Genomic DNA, 22,811 nt, shown 5'->3' on the forward strand with positions numbered 1-22,811 from the left:
GCAGTGACCGCACGTACGACACGGTACGGGCGGACACCGTCGTCCTCGACCCGCGCGCAGACCTCTCGCACCCGCGAGAGGTTTTTCTGTTTCCAGGCCCCACCCGCGGCCGGGAACCGGGCGCGCGGGACCATGGGGGAACGGTGGAACCGGTCATTCCGGTAGACCGAGATCAACTCAGGAGCCTTCAGACCATGACCGCAACCAGCGAGCCCGACGACTCGTTCCACGTCTTCGACACCACCCTGCGTGACGGCGCCCAGCGTGAGGGCATCAACCTCACCGTCGCCGACAAGCTGGCCATCGCACGGCACCTGGACGAGTTCGGCGTGGGCTTCATCGAGGGCGGCTGGCCCGGCGCGAACCCCCGGGACACCGAGTTCTTCGCCCGCGCCCAGCAGGAGATCGAGTTCCGGCACGCGGTGCTGGTCGCCTTCGGCGCCACCCGCCGCGCCGGTACCACTGCCGAGCAGGACCCGCAGGTCAGGGCGCTGCTCGACTCCGGCGCGCAGGTGATCACGCTGGTCGCGAAGTCCCACGACCGCCATGTGCAACTCGCGCTGCGCACCACCCTCGACGAGAACCTGGCGATGATCCGCGACACGGTGTCCTTCCTCAAGGGGCAGGGCCGCCGCGTGTTCGTCGACTGCGAGCACTTCTTCGACGGCTTCCGCGCCAACCCCGACTACGCGACGTCGGTGGTGCGCGCCGCCGCCGAGTCCGGCGCCGACGTCGTCGTCCTGTGCGACACCAACGGCGGCATGCTCCCGGCGCAGATCCAGGCCGTGGTCTCCACCGTGCTCGCCGACACCGGCGCCCGGCTCGGCATCCACGCCCAGGACGACACCGGCTGCGCGGTCGCCAACACCCTCGCCGCCGTCGACGCGGGCGCCACCCATGTGCAGTGCACCGCCAACGGGTACGGCGAGCGGGTCGGCAACGCCAACCTGTTCCCGGTCGTCGCGGCCCTGGAGCTGAAGTACGGCAAGAAGGTCCTCCCGGAGGGCCGGCTGCGCGAGATGACCCGCATCTCGCACGCCATCGCCGAGGTCGTCAACCTCACCCCGTCCACGCACCAGCCGTACGTCGGTGTCTCCGCGTTCGCCCACAAGGCGGGCCTGCACGCCTCCGCGATCAAGGTCGACCCGGACCTGTACCAGCACATCGACCCCGAGCAGGTCGGCAACACCATGCGCATGCTGGTCTCCGACATGGCCGGGCGCGCCTCCGTCGAGCTCAAGGGCAAGGAACTCGGCATCGACCTCGGTGGCGACCGGGAGCTGGTCGGCCGGGTCGTGGAGCGGGTCAAGGAGCGTGAGCTCAAGGGCTACACCTACGAGGCCGCCGATGCCTCCTTCGAGCTGCTGCTGCGCACGGAGGCCGAGGGCAGGCCGCTGACGTACTTCGAGGTCGAGTCCTGGCGCGCGATCGTCGAGGACCGCCCCGACGGCAGCCACGCCAACGAGGCCACCGTCAAGCTGTGGGCCAAGAGCGAGCGCATCGTCGCCACGGCGGAGGGCAACGGCCCGGTCAACGCCCTGGACCGCGCCCTGCGCGTCGCCCTGGAGAAGATCTACCCCCAGCTGGCCAAGCTGGAGCTGGTCGACTACAAGGTCCGCATCCTGGAGGGCAAGCACGGCACGCAGTCGACGACCAGGGTCCTGATCTCCACGTCCGACGGGGCGGGGGAGTGGTCCACGGTGGGCGTCGCGGACAACGTCATCGCCGCGTCCTGGCAGGCCCTGGAGGACGCGTACACGTACGGACTGCTGCGGGCCGGCGTGGAGCCCGCGGCCTAGTTACCCCCCATGCGGTCCCGGCAGAGGGACAACGGAATCCTCTGCCGGCCCGGATGTCCGTTTCCGGCCCGCTTCGGGTAGCTTCGAAGATATGAAGGCCGCGCTGACGCGTACTTTCGTACGCCTCCTGATCGTGCCGGTGGCCGCCGCTCTGGCGGTCCTGATGGCCGGTGCGCCGGGGGCGCAGGCGGCCACGGACGTCTCGGTCATCGCCGAGAAGCTCCGCGAGAGCCCCGTCTACGTCGATCCCGAGGCCCGGGACATCCTCGCGCAGTCCGACGCCGAGGCCCTCGCCGCCAAGATCGAGGACGCGGACAAACCCGTCTTCGTCGCCGTCCTCCCGGCGGGCTACCCGACGCAGGACCTCTTCCGGAACCTGCGCACCGAGACCGGCGTCACCGGTCTGTACGGCATCCGGCTCGGCGACGAGTTCGACGCCCGGGCCGACAGCAGCGTGCTGAGCGCCCAGGGCGTACGGAACCTGGTGGCGTCCGTGCAGGGCACCGGGGACGCCAAGGCCCAGCTCAACGACTTCGTCGACAACGCGCTGCGCAACACCGGCGGCGGGGCCCCGGGCTCCTGGAGCGACGGGTCCGGTGACGTCCCCGTCGGCGGGCTGATCACCGTCGGCGCGCTGGTGGCGGCCGGCGGCGCGGGCGTGTACGCCGTCTCCCGCCGCAACCGGCGGCGCCACGAGGAGGAGCAGCGGGCCGCGCTGGAGAAGCTGCGGGTCGTGGTCGACGAGGACATCACCGCTTTCGGCGAGGAGCTCGACCGCCTCGACTTCCACCCGGGCGAACCCGGCGCGGACGACGCGATGCGCGCGGACTACGAGCACGCGCTGGACGCCTACGAGCAGTCCAAGTCGTACATGGCCGCGGCCAGCAAACCGGAGGACGTCCGGGCCGTCACCCAGGCGGTGGAGGACGGCCGCTTCGCCCTGGCCCGGCTCGACGCCCGCCGCGCGGGACGGCCGCTTCCGGAGCGCCGCCCGCCGTGCTTCTTCGACCCGCGGCACGGCCCCTCGGTCGCCGACGCGACCTGGACGCCCCCGGGCGGGGCCGAGCGCGAGGTCCCGGTGTGCGCGGCCGACCGGGCCCGCCTCGCCGACGGCGTCGAACCCGCCGTCCGCGAGGTCGACACCGACTACGGCCGCCGCCCCTACTGGGAGGCCGGCCCCGCCTACGGCCCCTGGGCCGGCGGCTACTTCGGAGGAGGCCTCCTGCCCGGCCTGCTCGTCGGCACCATGCTCGGCGGCATGATGGCCGGTCCCGGTTACGCCTCCGACTACGGAGCCGGCTACGGCGACTTCGGCGGTTACGGGGGCGGCGACGTATCGGGCGCGGACTTCGACCCCGGAGACTTCGGCGGCGGCTTCGGCGGCGGCGACTTCGGAGGCGGGGGCGACTTCGGCGGAGGCTTCTGAGCGGCCGCCGGCCGCCCGGGCCGGTGGTGACGCCCGCGGACGCGTGGACGCACGCCGAGCGCCCGCCCCTCCCGTGCGGGATGGGGGCGGGCGCGCTCAGGGAGGCGCCGGGTGGGCGCCGGGTGGCGGTCAGGCCTTGCGGATCGCCGAGATGTCGAAGTTCAGCTTGATCTTGTCGGAGACCAGGACGCCGCCCGTCTCCAGCGCCGCGTTCCAGGTCAGGCCCCACTCGGAGCGCAGGATCTCCGCCTTGCCCTCGAAGCCGACGCGCTGGTTGCCGAAGGGGTCGGTCGCGGCGCCGTTGAACTTGAGGTCGATGGTGAGCGGCTTGGTGGTGCCGAGGATCGTCAGGTCACCGGTGATGCGGTAGTCGTCGCCGCCGAGGGCCTCCGCCTCGGTGGTGCGGAAGGTCATCGTCGGGAACTCGTCCGTCTTGAAGAAGTCCGAGCTCTTGAGGTGGCCGTCGCGGTCGGCGTTGCCCGTCTCGATGCTGTCCATCACCACGTCGATGGTGGCCGTGGACCTGGACGGGTCGGAACCGTCGAGGTGCAGCGTGCCGGTGAAGTCCTGGAAGCTGCCCTTGACGTTCGTCACCATCGCGTGGCGGGCGACGAAGCCGATCGTGGTGTGCGCCGGGTCGATCGTGTACTCGCCGGTGAGCGCGGCGAGGTCGGGGCTCACCGCCGTGGCGGTGGTCGCGGTGGCGCTCTCGTCGTGCTTGCGGCCGAAGATGCCCATGGTTTCCTCCTGGGAGATCAAATTGAATGTTCAACTAACTGAACAAGCCCCACCGTAGACCCATTCCCTTCAATGTTCAACATCTTTTGGAAGAGTGTCGCGATTGGGCCGGCGGAACGCGTGGTACTCGCCGCTCGTGCCTTCGGTGGCGGTCCTGGTGGAGCTGCTGCGGCGCGACACGTCCGGCGGCCAGGTGAAGTGCTGGGAGCACTTCGCGCAGAGTGCGACCCACCTCCCTGAACGCGTTCCCACCTGCCCCGGAGGCACACCGCTCGACCTCACCGTCTACTTCCTCGGCGAGCGGGAGCGGGTCGAGCACCTGGCGCCGCACGTCCGCCTCGTCATGCTCCGGCCGGTGCTCAGCTCGGCGGCGATGCGGTCGGCCGAGGGCGCCGAGGACGTCTGCGACCTCGCGCCCTGGCACCCGCGCCTCGCGGTCCTGCTGCCGCGCCACGACGTCTGGCACCTCACCCACAGTTTCGCGTTCGCCGCCACGGCCGTACGGCTCGACCGCCGAGCCGCCCGCCGGTCCGCCGCCCGGCCACGGCTGATCGCCTCGGTGCACACCGACGTGCCGTTGCTGTCCTCCGTCTACGCCCGCTACCTCGCCCGGCGGTGGCTGCCCGGAACCCATCCGGCCGTGGACGACCTGTTCGCGGACCGGGTGGAGAACCGGCTGCGCCGGCGCCGCGACCGCCTCCTGGACCACTGCGAACGCGTGCTGGTCCCCACCCCGGAAGGGCGCGCGGAACTCGGCCGCGCCCTCGGCCCCGACCGGGTCGTCCTGCTGCGGCGCGGCATCGACCACGCCCTCTTCCGGCCCGACCCCGCCGCACGTGCCCGTCTGGTGCGCGAGTACGGCGTGCCGGCCGACCGCCCGCTGGTGCTGTTCGCCGGCCGGCTGGACGCCACCAAGGGCGTGCCCCTGCTGACCGAGAGCCTCCGGCTGCTGCGCGCACGCGGCGGCGCCGCACACCTGGTCACGGCGGGGACGGGTGCGGAGGAGAACGCCGTGCGCCGTACCCTCGGCCCGGACGTCACCCTGCTCGGGCCGCTGCCGCAGGACCGGCTGGCGCGGGTGTACGCGGGCTGCGACATCTTCGCCTTTCCGTCCCGCACGGAGACCAGCGGCAACGTCGTCGCCGAGGCGATGGCGAGCGGACTGGCGGTCGTCCTGCCCGAGGGCGCGCACACCACCCGCTGGCTGGCCGCCCCCGGCAGGGACGGCATCGTCGTCCCTGCCGACGACCCGTCGGCCTGGGCGGACGCCCTGCGCCCCCTGGTCGAGCACCCCGCCGCACGGGAGGCGGTACGGCGACGTGCCGCGGTGACGTCCAGGACCACCCACCCCACCTGGGACCGCGTACTCGAGGAGGACCTCCTTCCGGTCTGGACACCCCCGGCCCCCGCCCCTCGCCACCCCGGCTCCCGCACCTCCACGCGCCCGGAGCGTGCGCCGTGATCCACCCCGGACCCGCGCCCGGAACGTGCGCCCTGCTCCCTTTTCCCGCCCGCACGCACCCCGGCCCGCGCCCGCACCCCCGGTCACGGGGCACGTGACTCCGTCGGCGCGCCCGTGGGCCCCGCGCCGGCCCGTCACCCACGCCCCGTGACCGTCCGTCACCCGTCGCCGGTCCGGTGCCGTCCGTGGGCCGCCGCGATCACCGGCGACGTGTCCAGGGCCGCGATCCCCGCCGCCACCAGCGCAAGCCCCGCCACGGTGACCACCGAGACCGGCAGACCCGTCCGGATCGACTCGTCGAGGAGGAACACGCCCACGGTCACCGCGACCACCGGTTCCGTCGCGTCGAGGACGGGCATGCTCGCGGCCAGCGGGCCCTGCTGGAACGCGCTCTGGATGAGCAGCAGACCGCCCGCGCTGGCCGCGACGAGCGCGTAGGTCTGCCAGGCGGTCAGGGCCGTGAAGGGCCCGTGCCGGAGCCGCTCCACCGTCGCGGCCAGCAGCACGGACTGGGTGCCCATGACCGCCCCGGCGGCGAGCGCCGTCGCCGAGGCCCGCCGGGGACCCGTCGCCACGCGGGCCGCCGCGAGGGCACCGCAGACCACGGCCGCGATCGCGCCGACGGTCACCAGCCACGCCGACAGCCCGGCCGCCCGCGGGTCGCCGCCGTGCGGGCGGGCGGAGACCAGCGCCAGCGCCAGACCCGCCGCCACCGCGAGCGTGCCCGACCACTCCCGTCGGCCCAGCCGCAGCCGGTGCACCCGTGCCGACAGCGGGACGGCGAAGATCAGTTCGGCGACGATCAGCGGCTGCACCAGGCTCAGCGGACCGAACGCCAGCGCCAGCGACTGGAACCCGTACGCCACCACGGCGAGCCCGATCCCGCCCAGCCACAGCGGATCCCGCGCCAGACGCCCCAGCAGCCGTGCCCTGAGCGCCTCCGTGTCCGGCCGTGCCGACGCCACCCACTGCTGCATCACCCCGGCGACGGCGAAGCACATCCCGGCGGCGAGCGAGGAGAGGACGGCGATCCCCACGGCGGCGACAGCCCCCGGCCGCGGCCTAGTCCGGTGCCCGGCGCGCCGGCGCGCCCTGGGTCCCGCCCCGCGTGTGCACGTACAGTTTCCGCCGGTCGCCGACGTCGAGGCGCTGCGGGAGCGGCAGCTCGTAGCGGACCGGGCGCGCGTGGTCGGCCAGTTGCCGGCGCGGGTTGTACACCTGGTTGAACTTCCACAGCATGCGGGCGAAATTCGTCTGCCCGTGCGCGAGGTTGCGGGCGAGCACGCGCGCCGCGCCGAACGCCGTGCGCACCCCCAGGTGCTTGCGGTTGATGACCGCCTGGGTGCGCACCAGCTCCTCGTAGAAGCGTTCCAGCGGCAGCGTCGTGGGCACCACCGCGTGCTGGATGTCGAAGAGGCGGTAGTCGCGGGTGGTGAGCCGGCGCGACTCGGTGTGCCAGATCTCCGTGCCGGGGTACGGCGTCATCACGGTGAAGTGCACGATCTCCGGCACGGCCAGCGCGAACTCCCGCACCACCCGGAAGCGTTCCTCGTCCCAGGCCGGGTCCACGATCAGGTTGATGGCGACCTTGATGCCGAGCCGGCGGGCCGTCTCCAGGGCCTTCAGGTTCTCGTCCGGACTGACCCGCTTGCGGTACAGGTCGAGCCCCTCGGCGTCGATCGCCTCCATGCCGAGGAACATGTAGCGCAGCCCCAGCCGCGCCCACCGCTCGAACACCTCGGGGTGGCGCAGCAGGACGTCGGAACGGGTCTCCAGGTAGTACTGCTTGCGGATGCCGCGCCGCTCCACCTCGGCGGCGATGGCGTTGCCGTGCTCCGGCCGGATGAAGGCCACGTCGTCCACGATGAACACGTTCGGCTCACGGATCCTCGCCAGGTCCTCCGCCGCCCCCTCGGGCGTTGCCTTGCGGTAGCTGCGGCCGTAGAACGTCCACGCGGAGCAGAACGAGCAGTCCCAGGGGCAGCCGCGGGTGAACTCGATCGAGGCGCACGGGTCGAGTTCGCCGATGAAGTAGCGGCGCCGGTTGCGCATCAGGTCACGGGCCGGGAGCGGGGTGTCGATACTGTGCAGCATCAGCGGCGCGGGGCCGCGTCCGGAGGCCGTGACGACGCCCGGCACGCCGTCCACACCGCCGTCGCGCACCGCCTCCAGCAGCGGTCCGACGGCCGTCTCCCCCTCCCCGCGGACCACGGCGTCGACGGCGCCCTCCGCCTGCGCGACGACCTCCTCGGCGACGAAGGAGACGCTGTGCCCGCCGAAGAACACGAAGCAGCCCGGCACCTCCTGCTTCACCCGCGCGGCGAGCGCGATCGCCTCCGGGATGTTCGCCAGGTAGTTCAGGGAGATGCCCAGCGCCTGCGGACGAAAGGACCGCACCTCGTCGCGCAGCCGCCTGACGCCCGTCACCTGGAGGTCGACGACGCGGACCTCGTGCCCGGCCGCGCGGGCGGCACCCGCCACCCGCTCGAGGCCCAGGGGTTCGAGCCGGAGGAAGATCTCGGAGTACATCAGGGCGCTGGGATGGACGAGCAGCAGACGCATGGGTGACCTCGTCACGAGGGGCCGGACGGACCGGGTACGGAAGGGTGTCCCCTTCGTAACCCGGCTGAACCGGACCCGTACGTCCCATTCGCCCGCCTGGGCGCATCCCTGGCACGCAGGAGTGGTCCTGCGGCGCGGCGCACCCGCCCCGCACGGCGCCCGGCCACCGCCCGCTGACCGGGGAAGCGGCAGGGGCCGGGCCGGGCGGGCCCGGCCGGGCGAACGGGCTCCAGCACTGGCGGGGTGCGACGGACCGGGGGTGTCCTGGATGACGAGGACCCGCAGCGACAGCGCATGGGAGACCGTCTCGTGACCACCACCGGCTCCGGCTCCACCTACGACCCTCCGGCGGGCCCCGCCCGCGGTGCCGCCGCCTCCACCGCCGCTTCCGCCCCCGCCGCTTCCGCACCGGCGTCGGCGCGCGGACACGGGCCACCGCGCACGGACCGCCGCGTCGCCCTCGTCACCGGCGCGTCCTCCGGCATCGGAGCGGCCATCGCGCGGCGCTTCTCCGCCGGGGGCTGGCACCTGCTGCTCAGCGGGCGGGACCGGCGCCGGCTCGAGGAGACGGCGGCCGGCACCTCGGCGGTCCTCCTGCCCGCCGACCTCGCCGCCCCGGACGGGGCGAGGCTGCTGGCACAGGCCGCCCTGCGCAAGAGCGACCGGATCGACGTGCTGGTCGCCGGGGCCGGGATCGGCTGGGCCGGGCCGTTCCTGAGCATGCCGCACACCGACATCGACCGGGTGCTGTTCCTGGACCTCAACGCCACCCTGCACCTCGTGCGCGAGGTGCTCCCCGCCATGGTCGCGGCCGGCGGGGGCCGGGTGGTGCTCGTCGGCTCGGTGGCCGGCTGTGTGGGCGTACGGGAGGAGGCGGTGTACTCCGCCGCCAAGGCGGGACTCGCCGCGTTCGCGGAGGCGCTCCGGCAGGAACTGCGCGGTACGGGGGTGGGGGTGACCCTCGTCGTGCCCGGCCCCGTCGAGACGGGCTTCTTCGCCCGCCGCGGCAGGCCGTACCACCGCGCACACCCCCGCCCCACCTCGCCCGGCCGAGTCGCGGCCGCAGTCTGGGACGCCGTCTCCCAGGCCCGCGACGACACCTACGTCCCCGGCTGGCTGACCCTCCCCGCCCGGGTGCGCGCCCTCGCCCCGAACGTCTACCGCACCCTCCTCAACCGCTTCGGCTGACCCCGCGGACCCGCCCCGGGAGCCGCGCCCGACGGCAACCGTCCGCGCGCCGCCCAGGGTGCCCGCCGCGTGCCCGTCCGCCGCGTACCGGCCGCAGCGTGCGCCCGCCCGGGCCGGGCCCGCGACACGCACCCGAATGGTCCGGGCCGATCCGGTGGGAGCGCCGGGACATGGCCGGACGTTCCGGGTTCCGGGCCGTACCGCTACCCTCTGCCCGAGCGGGCCGACCCGAACGGGTCAACCGGCGGAGATCGTCTGGGACCGTCCGGTCCGGGCGGTGCCGAAGGCCCCGGACTCCATGGCAATCCTGGCCACCGCCCCCCGGCTGCGGCTGCGCGTCACCCCGGGGGAGGCATGCGCCCCGCATGAATGTGAGGTGGCTCTCACCCGGCCTCTTTGTGCGACCTCTACAAGGGAAAAGCCCTCTGAGCAGTCAGAACGCCCTCCTGCCCGCATGGTTCTGTTCAGTGGTACCAGGAAAATGCCCCGGAGACTGTGAGGTGTCGACGGCTCGCAATCCCCGGTGCGCTTCGTAAGGTCACTACATGACCGTTTTGGATGAGGCGCCGGGTGAGCCGACCGACGCGCGCGGGCGCGTGGCCGAACTGCACGAGATCCGTGCCCGGGCACTGGCCGGCCCGAGTGAGAAGGCGACCGCGGCGCAGCACGCCAAGGGCAAGCTGACCGCGCGGGAACGTATCGAACTGCTGCTGGACGCCGGTTCCTTCCGTGAGGTCGAGCAGTTGCGCCGGCACCGGGCCACCGGCTTCGGTCTGGAGGAGAAGAAGCCTCACACCGACGGTGTCATCACCGGCTGGGGCACGGTCGAGGGCCGCACGGTCTTCGTCTACGCCCATGACTTCCGGATCTTCGGCGGTGCGCTGGGCGAGGCCCACGCCACGAAGATCCACAAGATCATGGACATGGCCATCGCGGCCGGGGCGCCCCTGGTGTCGCTGAACGACGGCGCGGGCGCCCGCATCCAGGAGGGTGTCTCCGCCCTCGCCGGGTACGGCGGCATCTTCCAGCGCAACACCAAGGCGTCCGGCGTCATCCCGCAGATCAGCGTGATGCTCGGCCCGTGCGCGGGCGGCGCGGCCTACAGCCCCGCCCTCACCGACTTCGTGTTCATGGTCCGCGACACCTCGCAGATGTTCATCACCGGCCCCGACGTGGTCAAGGCCGTCACGGGCGAGGAGATCACGCAGAACGGGCTCGGCGGCGCGGACGTGCACGCCGAGACCTCCGGCGTGTGCCACTTCGCCTACGACGACGAGGAGACCTGCATCCACGAGGTGCGCTACCTGCTGTCCCTCCTCCCGCAGAACAACCGCGAGAACCCGCCCCGCGTGGAGTGCTCCGACGCCGCGGACCGGCGCGGCGAGGCCCTGCTCGACCTGGTGCCGGCCGACGGCAACCGGCCGTACGACATGGCGAAGGTGATCGAGGAGATCGTCGACGACGGCGAGTACCTGGAGGTCCACGAGCGCTGGGCACGCAACATCATCTGCGCGCTGGCCCGGATGGACGGTCAGGTCGTCGGCATCGTCGCCAACCAGCCGCAGTCGCTGGCCGGCGTGCTGGACATCGAGGCGTCCGAGAAGGCCGCCCGCTTCGTGCAGATGTGTGACGCCTTCAACATCCCGATCCTCACCTTCCTGGACGTCCCCGGCTTCCTCCCGGGCGTCGACCAGGAGCACGGCGGCATCATCCGCCACGGCGCGAAGCTGCTGTACGCCTACTGCAACGCCACCGTGCCGCGGATCTCGCTGATCCTGCGCAAGGCCTACGGCGGCGCGTACATCGTCATGGACTCCCAGTCCATCGGCGCCGACCTCACCTACGCCTGGCCGACGAACGAGATCGCCGTGATGGGCGCCGAAGGCGCCGCCAACGTCATCTTCCGCCGCCAGATCGCCGACGCCGAGGACCCCGAGGCCATGCGCGCCCGCATGGTCAAGGAGTACAAGTCCGAGCTGATGCACCCCTACTACGCCGCCGAGCGCGGTCTGGTCGACGACGTCATCGACCCCGCCGAGACCCGCGAGGTGCTGATCCGTTCGCTGGCGATGCTGCAGTCCAAGCACGCCGATCTGCCGTCCCGCAAGCACGGCAACCCGCCGCAGTAACCCGGCGGACATCTTCCCCAGGGAGACTGAGAGCCATGAGCACACCTGACATCCGTGTCGAGAAGGGCCATGCCGAGCCGGAGGAGGTCGCCGCGATCACGGCGATCCTCCTGGCCCGAGCGGCGACCCCGCCGCCGGCCACGGGTCCGGCCCACCGCGGCCGCGCCCGGGCCGGCTGGCGCCGCCTGGAGCGCGAGAACGGCTTCCGGGCCCCCCACAGCTGGCGCTGACCTCAGGAAAGGGCCCCTCCATCAAGGAGGGGCCCTTCTTCGTTCTCCGGTGGGAAACCCTGGGCGCGGGGAACTGCGCGACCGGCCACGAACCTCCCCGCACTGGGCATGCGACAGCCCCCGGCAGCCCGATGGCCGCAGGGGGCTCGCATGGCGCGGCGCGACGAGGTGCCGCTAGCGAAGACGCGCCATGAGGGCGTGTTCGACGAGCGTGATCAGCGCGGACTTCGCGTCGGCACGGTGCCGGGCGTCCGTCGTGATGATCGGGGTGTCGGGGCCGATCTGCAGGGCCTCCCGGACCTCGTCCGGGTTGTACGGCTGCTGGCCGTCGAAGCCGTTCAGCGCGATCACGAACGGCAGCCCGCTGTTCTCGAAGTAGTCCACCGCGGGGAAGCAGTCCGCCAGCCGGCGCGTGTCCACCAGGACGATCGCGCCGATGGCGCCGCGCACCAGGTCGTCCCACATGAACCAGAAGCGGTCCTGACCGGGCGTACCGAACAGGTACAGGATCAGGTCCTGGTCCAGGGTGATGCGGCCGAAGTCCATGGCCACCGTGGTGGTGGTCTTGTCCCCGGTGTGGGTGAGGTCGTCGATGCCTGCCGAAGCAGACGTCATGACGGCCTCCGTGCGCAGCGGGTTGATCTCCGAAACGGCCCCGACGAACGTGGTCTTGCCCACGCCGAAGCCACCCGCCACCACGATCTTCGCCGAGGTGGTGGAGCGGGAAGGACCGCCGCTAGAGCTTGCGAAGTCCACTGAGCACCCTTTCGAGCAGTGTCACGTCTGGCTGGCCGCCGGCGTTCTCGTCGCCGCCGGGCTGATGAATGGCGACCAGTCCCGCCTCCGCCAAGTCGGCGACGAGGATCCTGGCCACGCCGAGAGGGATGGTCAGCAGGGCCGAGATCTCGGCCACCGACTTGATTTCCCGGCAGAGGTTGCAGATCCGCTGATGCTCGGGCAACTGGCCCTGCATCTGGTGCGGCTGCGCGGTGGTGTGCACCAGCGCCTCGATGGCGAGCTGGTAGCGCGGCCTGGTGCGGCCGCCCGTCATCGCGTACGGGCGCACCAGGGGATTGTTCGACGCCCCGGCGGGCGACGGTTCGGGTGCTCGGCGCTGCGGCTGCACCGGCTGGATGCGCGGGGCGTGCGGCTGGTCGTACGGCGAGGGGCCGGGGCCCTGCGGCGCGTACGGCTGCCGGTGGTCGGGGGCGGAGGGGTAGCCGTACCCGCTCTGGGCACCGTCGTTCTGGCCCTGTGCGGGACCGTACGACCAGTTGCCCGACGACGAACCGCCTGGGGGTGTTGCCACTTTCTCCTCCTCCGACTGTGCCTGGCACCCATCACTGTGGAGCCGCGTCCCGAAACCTTACGGTGCCGGGGCGCCAAACCGCACCGTCCGTCCTTCAGTTGAGAAGGCTCCCCTGGAGCTCCGCGCGAAGGTCCGGCGTCAGGACCGTACCTGCCCGGTCGACCAGAAGGGCCATCTCGTACCCGATGAGGCCGATGTCCGCTTCCGGATGTGCGAGTACGGCAAGCGACGAACCGTCGGAAATGGACATGATGAACAGGAATCCCCGCTCCATCTCCACAACCGTCTGGTTCACGCTGCCGCCCTCGAAGATCCGGGAGGCGCCTGCCGTCAGAGACGTCAGACCGGAGGCGACGGCCGCGAGCTGGTCGGCGCGGTCACGGGGAAAGCCTTCGGACATCGCCAGAAGGAGTCCGTCGGCGGAGACCACCACCGTGTGGGACACCCCCGGGGTGTTGTCCACGAAGTTGGTGATCAACCAGTTCAGGTTCTGTGCCGCCTGGCTCATCGGGCTCACACTAACGCTCCTGGTTGTAGGTGCTGTCAGGACCGAAGCCCTGGCCGTTCGTTTCACTGCCCGCGCTGCGGCCTCGTTGGACACCGCGACGCAGGTTGCTCAGCCTGCCCCGGACGTCCTCCGGGGCGCGGGAGACCTGGGGGCCTCCCTGGGGGGTGTTCTCGGCGGCTCCCTGGACCAGGTTGGCCTTGGGGACCCGTCGCGGCAGACCGGAGGAGGTCACTCCGCCCGCCTTGGGCTTCCGCAGCGCCGAGGCCTGCTGCCAGCGCTCGTCGTTGGCCGAGCGCCAGTCGCCGTCGCCGTCACCCTGCGGGGCGGGGGCCGGCGGCTCCTGGTCCACGCGCCGTGCGCCGCCCGTCCCGTTCGCACCGCTCGCGGTGGATCCGCGACGGGGAAGTCCGGCGTCGGTCAGGTCGTGGCCCTCGGAGGCACCCGCCCCCGGACGGTCGAAGCCTACGCTGTCCTGCTCGGGTACGTCAGCGGCCTGCGTGGATTCCGCGTCCGGGGTCTGAGCAGGGTACTGGGCCGGGTAGCCGTTGTGGTAGCCGTCCTGCTGCGGCCAGTCGTCCTCCCGGCGCCGCTCGGAGAAGGCCGGGAAGGCGTCGGGGGAGGAGGGACCCGCCGCCGCGTGGCCGTCCTGGGCCGGCTCCGCGTAGGAGGCGTCCGGGTAGGCGCCGTTGGACGAGAAGGAGTCGTTCTGCGGCAGGTGCCCGTTCTGCGCGTAGTAGCCCTCGCCGTACGCCGGCTGCTGCTGATCGTCGTAGGCCGTCTGCTGCCCGTCGTCGTACGCCTGCTGGTCGTACCCGGCGGTCCGCTGCTGCTCCTGGTAGCCGCCGTCGTAGCCCTGGCCGTCGGCATAGCCGCCCTGGCCGTTGCCGTCGTAGCCCTGGCCGTTGTCGTAGCCCTGTGGGGCGCCGAACTCGTCCTGGTAGCCGGACGCCTCGGGGGACTCCTGGCCGTTCGCGGCCGGCTCGGGGTGCGACTGGGCATCCAGGGCCGCCCGGCGCTCCTCGCGCATCAGGGAACGGCCGACGGGGTCCAGGTCCCGGATGTCGTCCGGGACCTCCGAGTAGCGGCTGTCGTCGAAGCCCAGCTCCGCGGCGGTGCGCAGCGGCTGGTGGTGGAAGCTCTCACCCTGGAAGTTCTGTTCCGGGATGATCTGCGAGACCGTGAACTCGTCGCGCTGCGTCGGCTGCTCGCCGCCACCGCCGTGGGTGATCGCGTCCGGCAGCATGACCAGCGAGGTGGTGCCGGCCTGCTCGCCCGAGGGGCGCAGCTGGACCCGGATGCCGTGCCGGTCGGACAGCCGGCCGACCACGAACAGACCCATGCGCTGTGAGATCGCGGCGTCCACGGTCGGCGGGTTGGCCAGCTTGTGGTTGATGTCCGCGAAGTCCTCGGCGGTCAGGCCGATGCCCTTGTCGTGGATCTCGATCATGATGCGGCCGTCGGGGAGACGGGTCGCGGTGACGCGGACCTTGGTCTGCGGGGAGGAGAACGTCGTGGCGTTCTCCAGGAGCTCGGCGAGCAGGTGCACGAGGTCGGTCACCGCGCGGCCGTGGATCTCGGCCTCGGGGACGCCGGACAGCTCGATGCGCTCGTACTGTTCCACCTCGGAGGAGGCGGCGCGCAGCACGTCGACCAGCGGCACCGGCTGGTCCCAGCGGCGGCCGGGCTCCTCGCCGGCGAGGACCAGGAGGTTCTCGCCGTTGCGGCGCATACGGGTGGCCAGGTGGTCCAGGCGGAAGAGGTTCTCCAGCTGGTCCGGGTCCGCCTCGTTGTTCTCCAGGTCGGTGATCAGGGTCAGCTGGCCCTCGATCAGCGACTGGTTGCGGCGCGAGAGGTTGGTGAAGATCGCGTTGATGTTGCCCCGCAGCAGGGCCTGCTCGGCGGCGAGCCGGACGGCCTCGCGGTGGACCTGGTCGAAGGCGCGGGCGACCTCGCCGATCTCGTCCGTGGAGGAGATCGGGATCGGCGCGACCTTGGTGTCGACCCGGCCGGGGTCGGTCCGGGAGAGCTGGTCGACCAGCATCGGCAGGCGCTGCTCGGCGATGCCGAAGGCGGCGTTGCGCAGCTGGCGCATGGAGCGGCTCATCTGGCGGGCCACCATGCCGGCCAGGATGAACGCGGCGAGCAGGGCGACCACGACGGCGGCGCCGGTGATGAAGGCGTCGCGCTGGGCGTCGTCGGCGATCTGGGCGGCCTCGTTCACCGCGGCGTCGGCCAGATCCGATTCGATCTCGCGGTAGCCGTCGAACTTGAGGGTGTTCACGGCCCACCAGTTGGTGGGGGTGATGCCCTTCCCGGCGAGTTCCGCACGCGCGGAGGGGTCCGTGGAGGGGAGGCGGCCGAGCTCGGAGATCATCGTCTCCGGCTTGGCGGGCGGCGGGACGTAGTCGGGGTCCTGCTCCTTGGCCGCCTTGGCCATGGCCGCGCCCTCGGCCTGGATCCTCTGCGCGGTCTGCTCCAGCTTGGCCTGGTCGGCCTCGGTGCCGCCGCCCTTGTACTCCTCGATGGCGATGCCCTCGAGGTAGGCGTACGAGGACAGGGCCACCCGCTGGCTGGCGAGCTGGCTGTCGGTCGGGCCCGGCTTCACCAGCAGGTGCATGCCGATGGAACGCTCGAGGGACAGCGCCGCCTTGGTCAGCGAGACCGCGTAGACCGTACGTCCGTAGCTGGTGATGTTGCCGGTGCCGAGACCGAGTTCGTTGGCGAACTCCATCAGGGGGTGGGCGACCTCGACGTAGCCCTCCTCCGTCTGCACGCCCTTGAGCTTGGAGGTGTACGCGGCGGCACGCAGGTCGGCCAGCTTCGGCTCGCCCTCGCGGAACACCCGCAGCCGACGCTCCAGCCCGGGCTTGGACGGCATGTCCTGCGCGGCCTCGTCGAAGGCGTCGGCGGCCTTGTCGGTGGCGGCGCGTGCCTTGGAGACGTCCGGGTCGTCCTGGCCCTTGCCCTGCAGCAGCGGGACCGCGGTCACGTCGCGCTCGTTGTAGAGGGCGTTGGCGTAGGTGAGGGAGGCGCGCACCAGACGCGCGGTGTTCTCCGCGTCCTCGGCCTCGTTCCAGGTGTCGATCGAGCTCTTCACCTGGAAGCCGCCCATGACGAGGCCGACCAGCACGGGTATGAGCAGGATCGCGTTCAGCCTGGTCGCCACGCGCCAGTTGCGCGGGGACATGCGACCGCCGCTGGGGACGGGCGCGGTCGTGGACTCGGGCCCGGGCACAGGGACGGGCGCCGCTGTGCGCGGCGGCGGCGTGAAGTTGCCCCGGGCCGACGGCTCGGGACTGTTCTTGCTTCGCCTCACTCGACCAACAACCTCTCGGCGGTCGGCACCTTCGTCGTGCCGCAGTGTCTCAGAGCCCGGCATGCCATCGACTACTGAGTACGTCTTTGACCCATGGGCAGTTCAGGCATTCCAGCATGCCGACCAGCGCTCTTCCAAACATGGGAAGGCGGGGAATCCGAGTGAGGTAAGTCCTGGATAAAACGGTCATACAGAGCGAGCTCCAGCAAAAGGAAAGCTGTTCGTGCGCACAGCGATACCGCGTGAACGCGTCGCGTGTCGGCCTCACCCGATTCCTCTGCCGAAACGTTATGAACACCGGAGCCGGCGGTGTCAAAGGACACAGCCGGCCCCGGTACGTCTACGACAACCGCGGTACACCGCTTCTGTCGCGGCCCTACCTGAGACGCGCCATGAGGGCGTGCTCGACGAGCGTGATCAGCGCGGACTTCGCGTCCGCACGGTGCCGGGCGTCCGTCGTGATGATCGGGGCGTCGGGCCCGATCTGCAGGGCCTCCCGGACCTCGTCCGGGTTGTACGGCTGCTGGCCGTCGAAGCCGTTCAGCGCGATCACGAACGGCAGCCCGCTGTTCTCGAAGTAGTCCACCGCGGGGAAGCAGTCCGCCAGCCGGCGCGTGTCCACCAGGACCACCGCACCGATGGCGCCGCGCACCAGGTCGTCCCACATGAACCAGAAGCGGTCCTGACCGGGCGTACCGAACAGGTACAGGATCAGGTCCTGGTCCAGGGTGATGCGGCCGAAGTCCATGGCCACCGTGGTGGTGGTCTTGTCCCCGGTGTGGGTGAGGTCGTCGATGCCTGCCGAGGCAGACGTCATGACGGCCTCCGTGCGCAGCGGGTTGATCTCCGAAACGGCCCCGACGAACGTGGTCTTGCCCACGCCGAAGCCACCCGCCACCACGATCTTCGCCGAGGTGGTGGAGCGGCTCTCGGAGACCGTCCCGCCGCTAGAGCTTGCGAAGTCCACTGAGCACCCTTTCGAGCAGTGTCACGTCCGGGGCGCCGGTCGTCTCGTCGCCGCCCGGCTGGTGCACGGCGACGAGTCCCGCCTCCGCCAGGTCGGCCACCAGGATCCGGGCGACACCCAGCGGCATGTTGAGCAGTGCCGAGACCTCGGCGACCGACTTCACCTCACGGCACAGGTGGCAGATGCGCTGGTGCTCGGGAAGGAGCCCCATGAGCGCTGCCGGGTCGGCCGTCGTACTGATCAGTGCCTCGATGGCCAGCTGATAACGCGGCCTGGTCCGGCCGCCGGTCATCGCATAGGGACGGACCAGCGGCTGGTCGCCCTCGTCCTCGTACGGCTCCGCGTACGGATCATGAGAGGCGGTGGGCGGGGTCATGGATCCTCCGGGCGGGACAGCAAGTCGGTCAGTCAAGCCGTCTGACGAGGCCGGTGGGGGGAGTGTGGCGGCCGGACGGTGATTTGGTGAGACGGGTGGTGCCGGAACCGATCAGTGGAGCAGACTTCCCTGTAGTTCGGCGCGCAGGTCCGGGGTGAGAACCGCACCGGCGCGGTCCACCAGCAGCGCCATTTCGTAGCCGACGAGGCCGATGTCGCAATCGGGGTGGGCGAGAACGGCCAGGGACGAGCCGTCCGAGACGGACATGAGGAAGAGGAATCCCCGCTCCATCTCGACGACCGTCTGGGCGACGTTGCCGCCTTCGAAGATCCGCGAGGCGCCGGCCGTCAGCGACGTCAGTCCCGAGGCCACGGCCGCGAGCTGGTCCGCGCGGTCGCGCGGGAAGCCCTCCGACAGCGCCAGAAGGAGGCCGTCGGCGGACACGACGACGGTGTGGGACACCCCGGGGGTGTTGTCCACGAAGTTGGTGATCAACCAGTTGAGGTTCTGTGCCGCCTGGCTCATCGGGCTCAACTAACGCTCCTGCTGGTGAGTGGGCCGTGGGTGGCTGCCGGTCTGGGTGGACCCGGCCTGACGACCCTGTGCGATACCCCGACGGAGATTGGTCAGCCGGCCGCGCACGTCATCGGGGGCGCGCGAGACCTGAGGACCGCTCTGGTGCGACTGCTGCTGAGCCGTGCCCGGGACGAGGTTCGCCCTGGGCACCCGCCGCGGCAGGCCGGAGGTGGTGACGCCGCCCGCGGCCGGCTGGCGGACGCGTTCGGCCTGCCGGACCAGCTCGTCGTTGGGCGAGCTGCGCCAGGCGGTGGAGGAGGACCGCTGCGGCCCGGTGGGGCTGCTCTGCGGCTGGGGGGACTGCTGTTGCGGCTGCTGGGGTGCCGGAGCCGGGCCGTTGCCCTGCTCCTGCGCGCCGCCACCCCGGAACCAGTTGGTCTCCAGAGTGTCGTACAGCGGGGTACGGCCGTCGCCGGGCCCGGTCGCCGGCGGCAGTGCCCACGCGTCGGACGCCTCGCGTCCGCCGTCGGGCCGCTGAGCGGGCTCCTGGCGGGCCGGCCGCTGCTGAGGCGCCGGCGGACGCGGGGCGCCGGCGGCGTGCGCGCCGTTCATCTGCGGACGCTCGAACTGGCCGGTGACGGCCGGGTCCGCGGCCGGACGCTCCGGGATCGCGTACTGACCGGTGGAGCCGCTGTCCTGGCCCGGCGCCGGGTACTGGCCGGTGGAGCTGTTGTCGAAGCCCTGAGGGGCGGGGAACTGGCCCGTCGTGGACGGGTTCTGCCCGCCCGGCCGGCCCTGCGGGGCGCCGAAGATGTCGCCGCGGACGAACTGGCCCGTGTTCTGGCCGCTGTTCGCGTCGGGCTGGGCGTACTGGCCCGTGTTCTGGGCACCGTTCGCGTCGGGCTGGGCGTACTGGCCGGTGTGCTGCGGGCCGGAACCGTAGGAGCCGGTGTTCTGGCGCTCGTCGAACCGGGGGATCTCCGCCGTGGCGCCGGGACCTTGCCGGTCGTCGAACCGCGGCATGGCCGAGGTGCGGGAGACGTCCGGCTCCTCGTGCCCGCGCGGGGTGTCCAGCGAGGCGCGCGGCACCGGCGGCCGGGCGTTCTCGTCGCTCCAGCTGGGCACGCGCGGCTGCTGCTGGTCACCGCCGGGCAGCTCGGGCCGCGCGCCACCGCGCGGCGGGAGCTGCGGACGACGGCCGCGCTCGGCGTTGCCGTTGCCCCGCTGCGGTGGCACCTGGCCCCGCGCGCCGCCGAAGGCGTCCTGGTCCTGCTTGCCGGCCGGAGCGGCGGCCTGCGTCCCCTGCGGGGCGCCGGGCGCCTGGGAGCCGAAGCCGGCGGGCGCCGGACGGCCCTGCGGTGGGGTGGAGGGAGCACCCTGGTCGAACAGCGAGGGCGCCTGGTTGCCGGAGGGAGCCTGCGCTCCCCGGCCACCGGGCCGGCCACCGCCGTCCTGCCCCGGCAGCGCGGCCCGCGGACCCTGGGCCGCGCCGAGCCGGCCACCGGGAGCACCGGCACCGAGGGCACCGCCCCCTGACTGGCCGGCACCGGCGGCACGCCGCGCACCGGCGGCACCGGCGGCAGCCTGCGCGGCGGCGGGGCCACCACCGCCCGTACCGGGCTGACCGGGCTTGCCCTGGGGCTTCTTGCCGCCCTGGGCGACGTCGACGGGCAACATGACCAGCGCGGTCGTACCACCGGAGTCGGACGGGCGGAGCTGGATGCGGATGCCGTGGCGCTGGGACAGCCGGCCGACCACGAACAGACCCATGCGGCGGGAGACGGAGACGTCCACGGTGGGCGGCGAGGCGAGCCGCTCGTTGATCGCCGCCAGGTCCTCCGGCGACAGACCGATACCGGTGTCATGTATCTCGATCAGCACGCGCCCGTCGGGCAGCGCGTGACCGGTGACCTTGACCTTGGTCTGCGGGGAGGAGAACGAGGTCGCGTTCTCCAGCAGCTCGGCGAGCAGGTGCACGAGGTCGTTGACGACCCGGCCGGCCACTTCGGTGCCCGGCACGGAGGCCAGCTCGATGCGCTCGTACTGCTCCACCTCGGAGGCGGCGGCGCGGAGCACGTCGACCAGGGGGACCGGGCGGGTCCACCGGCGGCCGGGCTCCTCGCCCGCGAGGACGAGGAGGTTCTCACCGTTACGGCGCATGCGCGTGGCGAGGTGGTCCAGCTTGAAGAGCGAGGAGAGCTGGTCCGGGTCGGCCTCGCGGGACTCCAGCTCGGAGATCAGCGACAGCTGGCGCTGGATCAGACCCTGGGACCGGCGCGAGAGGTTGGTGAACATCGCGTTGACGTTGCCCCGCAGGAGGGCCTGCTCGGCGGCGAGGCGGACCGCCTCGCGGTGCACGTCGTCGAAGGCCGCGGCCACCCGGCCGATCTCGTCCCGGGAGTGCACACCGACGGACTCCACGGACGTGTCGACGTCCTGCGGGTCCGCCTCGGACAGCTGCTTGACCAGGTCGGGCAGACGTTCCTGGGCGACCTTGGTCGCGGTCTCCTCCAGTCGCCGCAGCGAGCGGATCATGGAGCGGGCCACGACGAAGGCGCCGACCAGTGACACACCGAGCACGAGCAGGATCAGGGCACCGGAGATGATCGCGTCGCGCTCGGTGGCGCTGCGCAGCTCACGGGCCTTCTGTTCCATCTCCTCGAGCAGCGAGTGCTCGATGTTCTTCATCTGCTGGATCTTGGTGGAGCTGTCGTCCAGCCAGTCGCGGTAGGACCGGGCGCCGACGGAGGCGAGGCCGAACTCCGAGGCCAGCGCACGGCCGGCGTACTCGTCGGTGGCCTTGATCGTGGTGTTGCCCTCTTCGATCGGCAGCAGCAGCTCGGCGGCGGAGGCCTCGCCGTAGATGCTCTTGAAGCTGCGCGTCTCGGACTTCTGGCTCGCCAGTGCCGACTCGGCGTACAGCCGGTCGTTCTCGGAGAGCTCGCCCTTGGTGGTGTTGCTGGCGGGCAGCGCCGCGGCGAGGACCGCGCGCTGGATCGACGCGTACTCCTTGGCGGAGGAGAAGGACGCCAGGGCACGCGTGCGCTGGATCATGTCGGGGTTGCTGGTCGCCTCCGCCATGTCCTGCGAAAGGTCGATCAGGTTCTCGATCAGACGGTGGTAGCCCTCGACGGTCTGGGTGGAGTTCTTCTCCGTCTGGAAGGCGGTGTTGCGGATCTTCGCGAGTTCGCCCAGGTCACCGGCGAGCTGCACCAGGTTGTCGCGGACGCCCTTGAGGTTGCCGTCCTTGCTGGCGGCGTCGATCTCCTCGGAGCTGTCGAGGAAGTTCGCCATCGCGCGGTCGGTCTTCTCGCGGTAGCCCTTGACCGAGAAGTCCGTGCCCTTGCCGCCGTGCGCCAGCGGACCGGCCGACTGGTCGCGCTCCTCCTGGAGCGCGTGGGCCAGTTCGGTGGCCTGCTTGGTCATGTCCGTCAGCAGCTTCATGTTGTCGAGCTGCTGGATGTCGTCCATCGACTGCTGGATACGCAGCGCGCCGAGCGAGGTGGCCGCGACCACCGGCAGGGCGAGCAGCGACACCAGACGGGTCGAGATGCGCCAGTTCCGCAGTGCCACGCGCGATCCGGGGCCGGTCGGACCCTGGGGAGCGGCCGGTGCCGGGGCCGACGCCTTCGGCGCGGAGGCTCCGGGGCGTTCGCTGTTGTTCCCGGGCGCGTTCGGGCCCTGGTTCTGGGCGTGCTGGGGCGAGGAGCTGACGGCCTTGGGGCCAGTCCCGCCCTGCGGCTCCGGCTCCGCCGAACCGCTGCCATCCCTCTTGAAACGTCCCTGCACTAGCGTCGCAACCTCTGAACCAGGCACCTCTCCGCGTGAACGGCGAGGCACGGTGTCGGCGTCATAGGGGCGCCCTGAATACGCCCCCGTGGTGGTCGTGAGTGACCGGCGCTGGCTCCCCCTTCTCGGCCGCCACTCGGCGCGTCTGTGCGCCCCCTGTGCGCCGGCTCGATCCCTGCGGCGGTCCGTGGAATTCCAGCACAGTGCAGGATCTCCAACAAGGCCCGTGGCCTTACGCGTGAGATACGTGACACGGCGTGAGTGACGAGTCACCCGGGGTGGAAACTGATCTCGTCGATAACGGGCACATGCGGGTGAATCGCCCGGACGGGGCAGGTGTCCCAGTCGACATGATCAGGAGCGGAATGGTGCCTTCAGGGGGTGAATGTCCGATTCCGCAGGGCGGGGACGGGGCCCGAATTACCCCATTTTCCCCTTGATCAGTGAGCAAACTCACACCGAGATCGTGGCCTTCGGGCCCGGTCGGCGGGGAATT

The 22,811-nt window shown here is 71.8% G+C and carries 17 protein-coding genes; 6 read left to right on the top strand and 11 right to left on the bottom strand.

Annotation, left to right across the window (positions count from 1 at the left end):
• The first annotated feature begins 194 nt into the window (after positions 1 to 194).
• Together cimA and BU52_RS13470 are read left to right on the top strand one after the other, a co-directional pair.
• Positions 195 to 1,799 carry a citramalate synthase gene (cimA, locus tag BU52_RS13465; protein ID WP_037933172.1) on the top strand — a complete coding sequence of 535 codons (1,605 nt, stop codon included), beginning with the start codon at positions 195 to 197 and terminating at the stop codon, positions 1,797 to 1,799.
• A 91-nt stretch (positions 1,800 to 1,890) separates the two neighbouring features.
• A complete protein-coding gene (locus BU52_RS13470; protein ID WP_037933175.1) occupies positions 1,891 to 3,225 on the top strand; it encodes a hypothetical protein in 1,335 nt (444 codons plus the stop codon).
• Between the two features lie 129 nt (positions 3,226 to 3,354).
• Here BU52_RS13470 and BU52_RS13475 read toward each other — a convergent pair whose 3' ends face one another.
• Entirely contained in the window at positions 3,355 to 3,963 is a 609-nt protein-coding gene (locus tag BU52_RS13475; protein WP_037933178.1) for a YceI family protein, read from the bottom strand.
• Positions 3,964 to 4,099: 136 nt separating this feature from the next.
• Between BU52_RS13475 and BU52_RS13480 the strand changes: the two genes are divergently transcribed.
• Positions 4,100 to 5,425, top strand: coding sequence for a glycosyltransferase (locus BU52_RS13480; protein WP_078903227.1), 1,326 nt, complete (start codon positions 4,100 to 4,102; stop codon positions 5,423 to 5,425).
• 158 nt (positions 5,426 to 5,583) lie between these two features.
• Here the strand turns inward: BU52_RS13480 and BU52_RS13485 are convergent, their stop codons facing one another.
• Both BU52_RS13485 and hpnR read right to left on the bottom strand, forming a co-directional pair.
• Positions 5,584 to 6,462, bottom strand: coding sequence for a DMT family transporter (locus BU52_RS13485; RefSeq protein WP_051858166.1), 879 nt, complete (start codon positions 6,460 to 6,462; stop codon positions 5,584 to 5,586).
• Between the two features lie 25 nt (positions 6,463 to 6,487).
• Positions 6,488 to 7,987, bottom strand: a complete 1,500-nt coding sequence (gene hpnR / locus BU52_RS13490) for a hopanoid C-3 methylase HpnR (RefSeq protein ID WP_037933181.1) — start codon at positions 7,985 to 7,987, stop codon at positions 6,488 to 6,490.
• A 309-nt stretch (positions 7,988 to 8,296) separates the two neighbouring features.
• On the opposite strand from hpnR, the gene BU52_RS13495 reads away from it, so the two are divergent.
• The 3 genes from BU52_RS13495 to BU52_RS13505 all read left to right on the top strand — a co-directional run bounded on the left by BU52_RS13495 (position 8,297) and on the right by BU52_RS13505 (position 11,534).
• Complete coding sequence (locus BU52_RS13495) at positions 8,297 to 9,175, top strand: SDR family NAD(P)-dependent oxidoreductase (RefSeq protein ID WP_037933476.1); 879 nt, start codon at positions 8,297 to 8,299, stop codon at positions 9,173 to 9,175.
• Between the two features lie 545 nt (positions 9,176 to 9,720).
• Positions 9,721 to 11,304: an acyl-CoA carboxylase subunit beta gene (locus tag BU52_RS13500; RefSeq protein WP_037933184.1), complete on the top strand. Its 1,584-nt coding sequence runs from the start codon at positions 9,721 to 9,723 to the stop codon at positions 11,302 to 11,304.
• A 35-nt stretch (positions 11,305 to 11,339) separates the two neighbouring features.
• Positions 11,340 to 11,534 (top strand): acyl-CoA carboxylase subunit epsilon, encoded by a 195-nt coding sequence (locus BU52_RS13505; protein WP_037933186.1) that lies wholly within the window; start codon positions 11,340 to 11,342, stop codon positions 11,532 to 11,534.
• A 174-nt stretch (positions 11,535 to 11,708) separates the two neighbouring features.
• Here the strand turns inward: BU52_RS13505 and BU52_RS13510 are convergent, their stop codons facing one another.
• From BU52_RS13510 to BU52_RS13545, 8 genes are all read right to left on the bottom strand, one after another.
• Complete coding sequence (locus tag BU52_RS13510; protein ID WP_009314218.1) at positions 11,709 to 12,290, bottom strand: GTP-binding protein; 582 nt, start codon at positions 12,288 to 12,290, stop codon at positions 11,709 to 11,711.
• Positions 12,271 to 12,843, bottom strand: a complete 573-nt coding sequence (locus BU52_RS13515; protein ID WP_037933188.1) for a DUF742 domain-containing protein — start codon at positions 12,841 to 12,843, stop codon at positions 12,271 to 12,273. The genes BU52_RS13510 and BU52_RS13515 overlap by 20 nt, the downstream gene beginning before the upstream one ends.
• 94 nt (positions 12,844 to 12,937) lie before the next feature.
• Positions 12,938 to 13,351, bottom strand: coding sequence for a roadblock/LC7 domain-containing protein (locus BU52_RS13520; RefSeq protein ID WP_004983065.1), 414 nt, complete (start codon positions 13,349 to 13,351; stop codon positions 12,938 to 12,940).
• A gap of 10 nt (positions 13,352 to 13,361) precedes the next feature.
• Complete coding sequence (locus BU52_RS13525) at positions 13,362 to 16,667, bottom strand: sensor histidine kinase (protein ID WP_037933191.1); 3,306 nt, start codon at positions 16,665 to 16,667, stop codon at positions 13,362 to 13,364.
• A gap of 376 nt (positions 16,668 to 17,043) precedes the next feature.
• On the bottom strand, positions 17,044 to 17,634 hold the full coding sequence (locus BU52_RS13530) for a GTP-binding protein (RefSeq protein WP_037933193.1): 591 nt from the start codon (positions 17,632 to 17,634) through the stop codon (positions 17,044 to 17,046).
• The gene (locus BU52_RS13535) at positions 17,615 to 18,010 is read right to left on the bottom strand and encodes a DUF742 domain-containing protein (protein WP_004924977.1); all 396 of its coding nucleotides are present in this window, start codon (positions 18,008 to 18,010) and stop codon (positions 17,615 to 17,617) included. The genes BU52_RS13530 and BU52_RS13535 overlap by 20 nt, the downstream gene beginning before the upstream one ends.
• 111 nt (positions 18,011 to 18,121) lie before the next feature.
• Complete coding sequence (locus tag BU52_RS13540) at positions 18,122 to 18,535, bottom strand: roadblock/LC7 domain-containing protein (protein ID WP_037933198.1); 414 nt, start codon at positions 18,533 to 18,535, stop codon at positions 18,122 to 18,124.
• Between the two features lie 9 nt (positions 18,536 to 18,544).
• On the bottom strand, positions 18,545 to 22,315 hold the full coding sequence (locus tag BU52_RS13545) for a sensor histidine kinase (RefSeq protein WP_037933202.1): 3,771 nt from the start codon (positions 22,313 to 22,315) through the stop codon (positions 18,545 to 18,547).
• Positions 22,316 to 22,811: the final 496 nt, after the last annotated feature.

Source organism: Streptomyces toyocaensis, from assembly GCF_000725125.1.
GTDB classification, from domain to species: Bacteria; Actinomycetota; Actinomycetes; order Streptomycetales; family Streptomycetaceae; genus Streptomyces; species Streptomyces toyocaensis.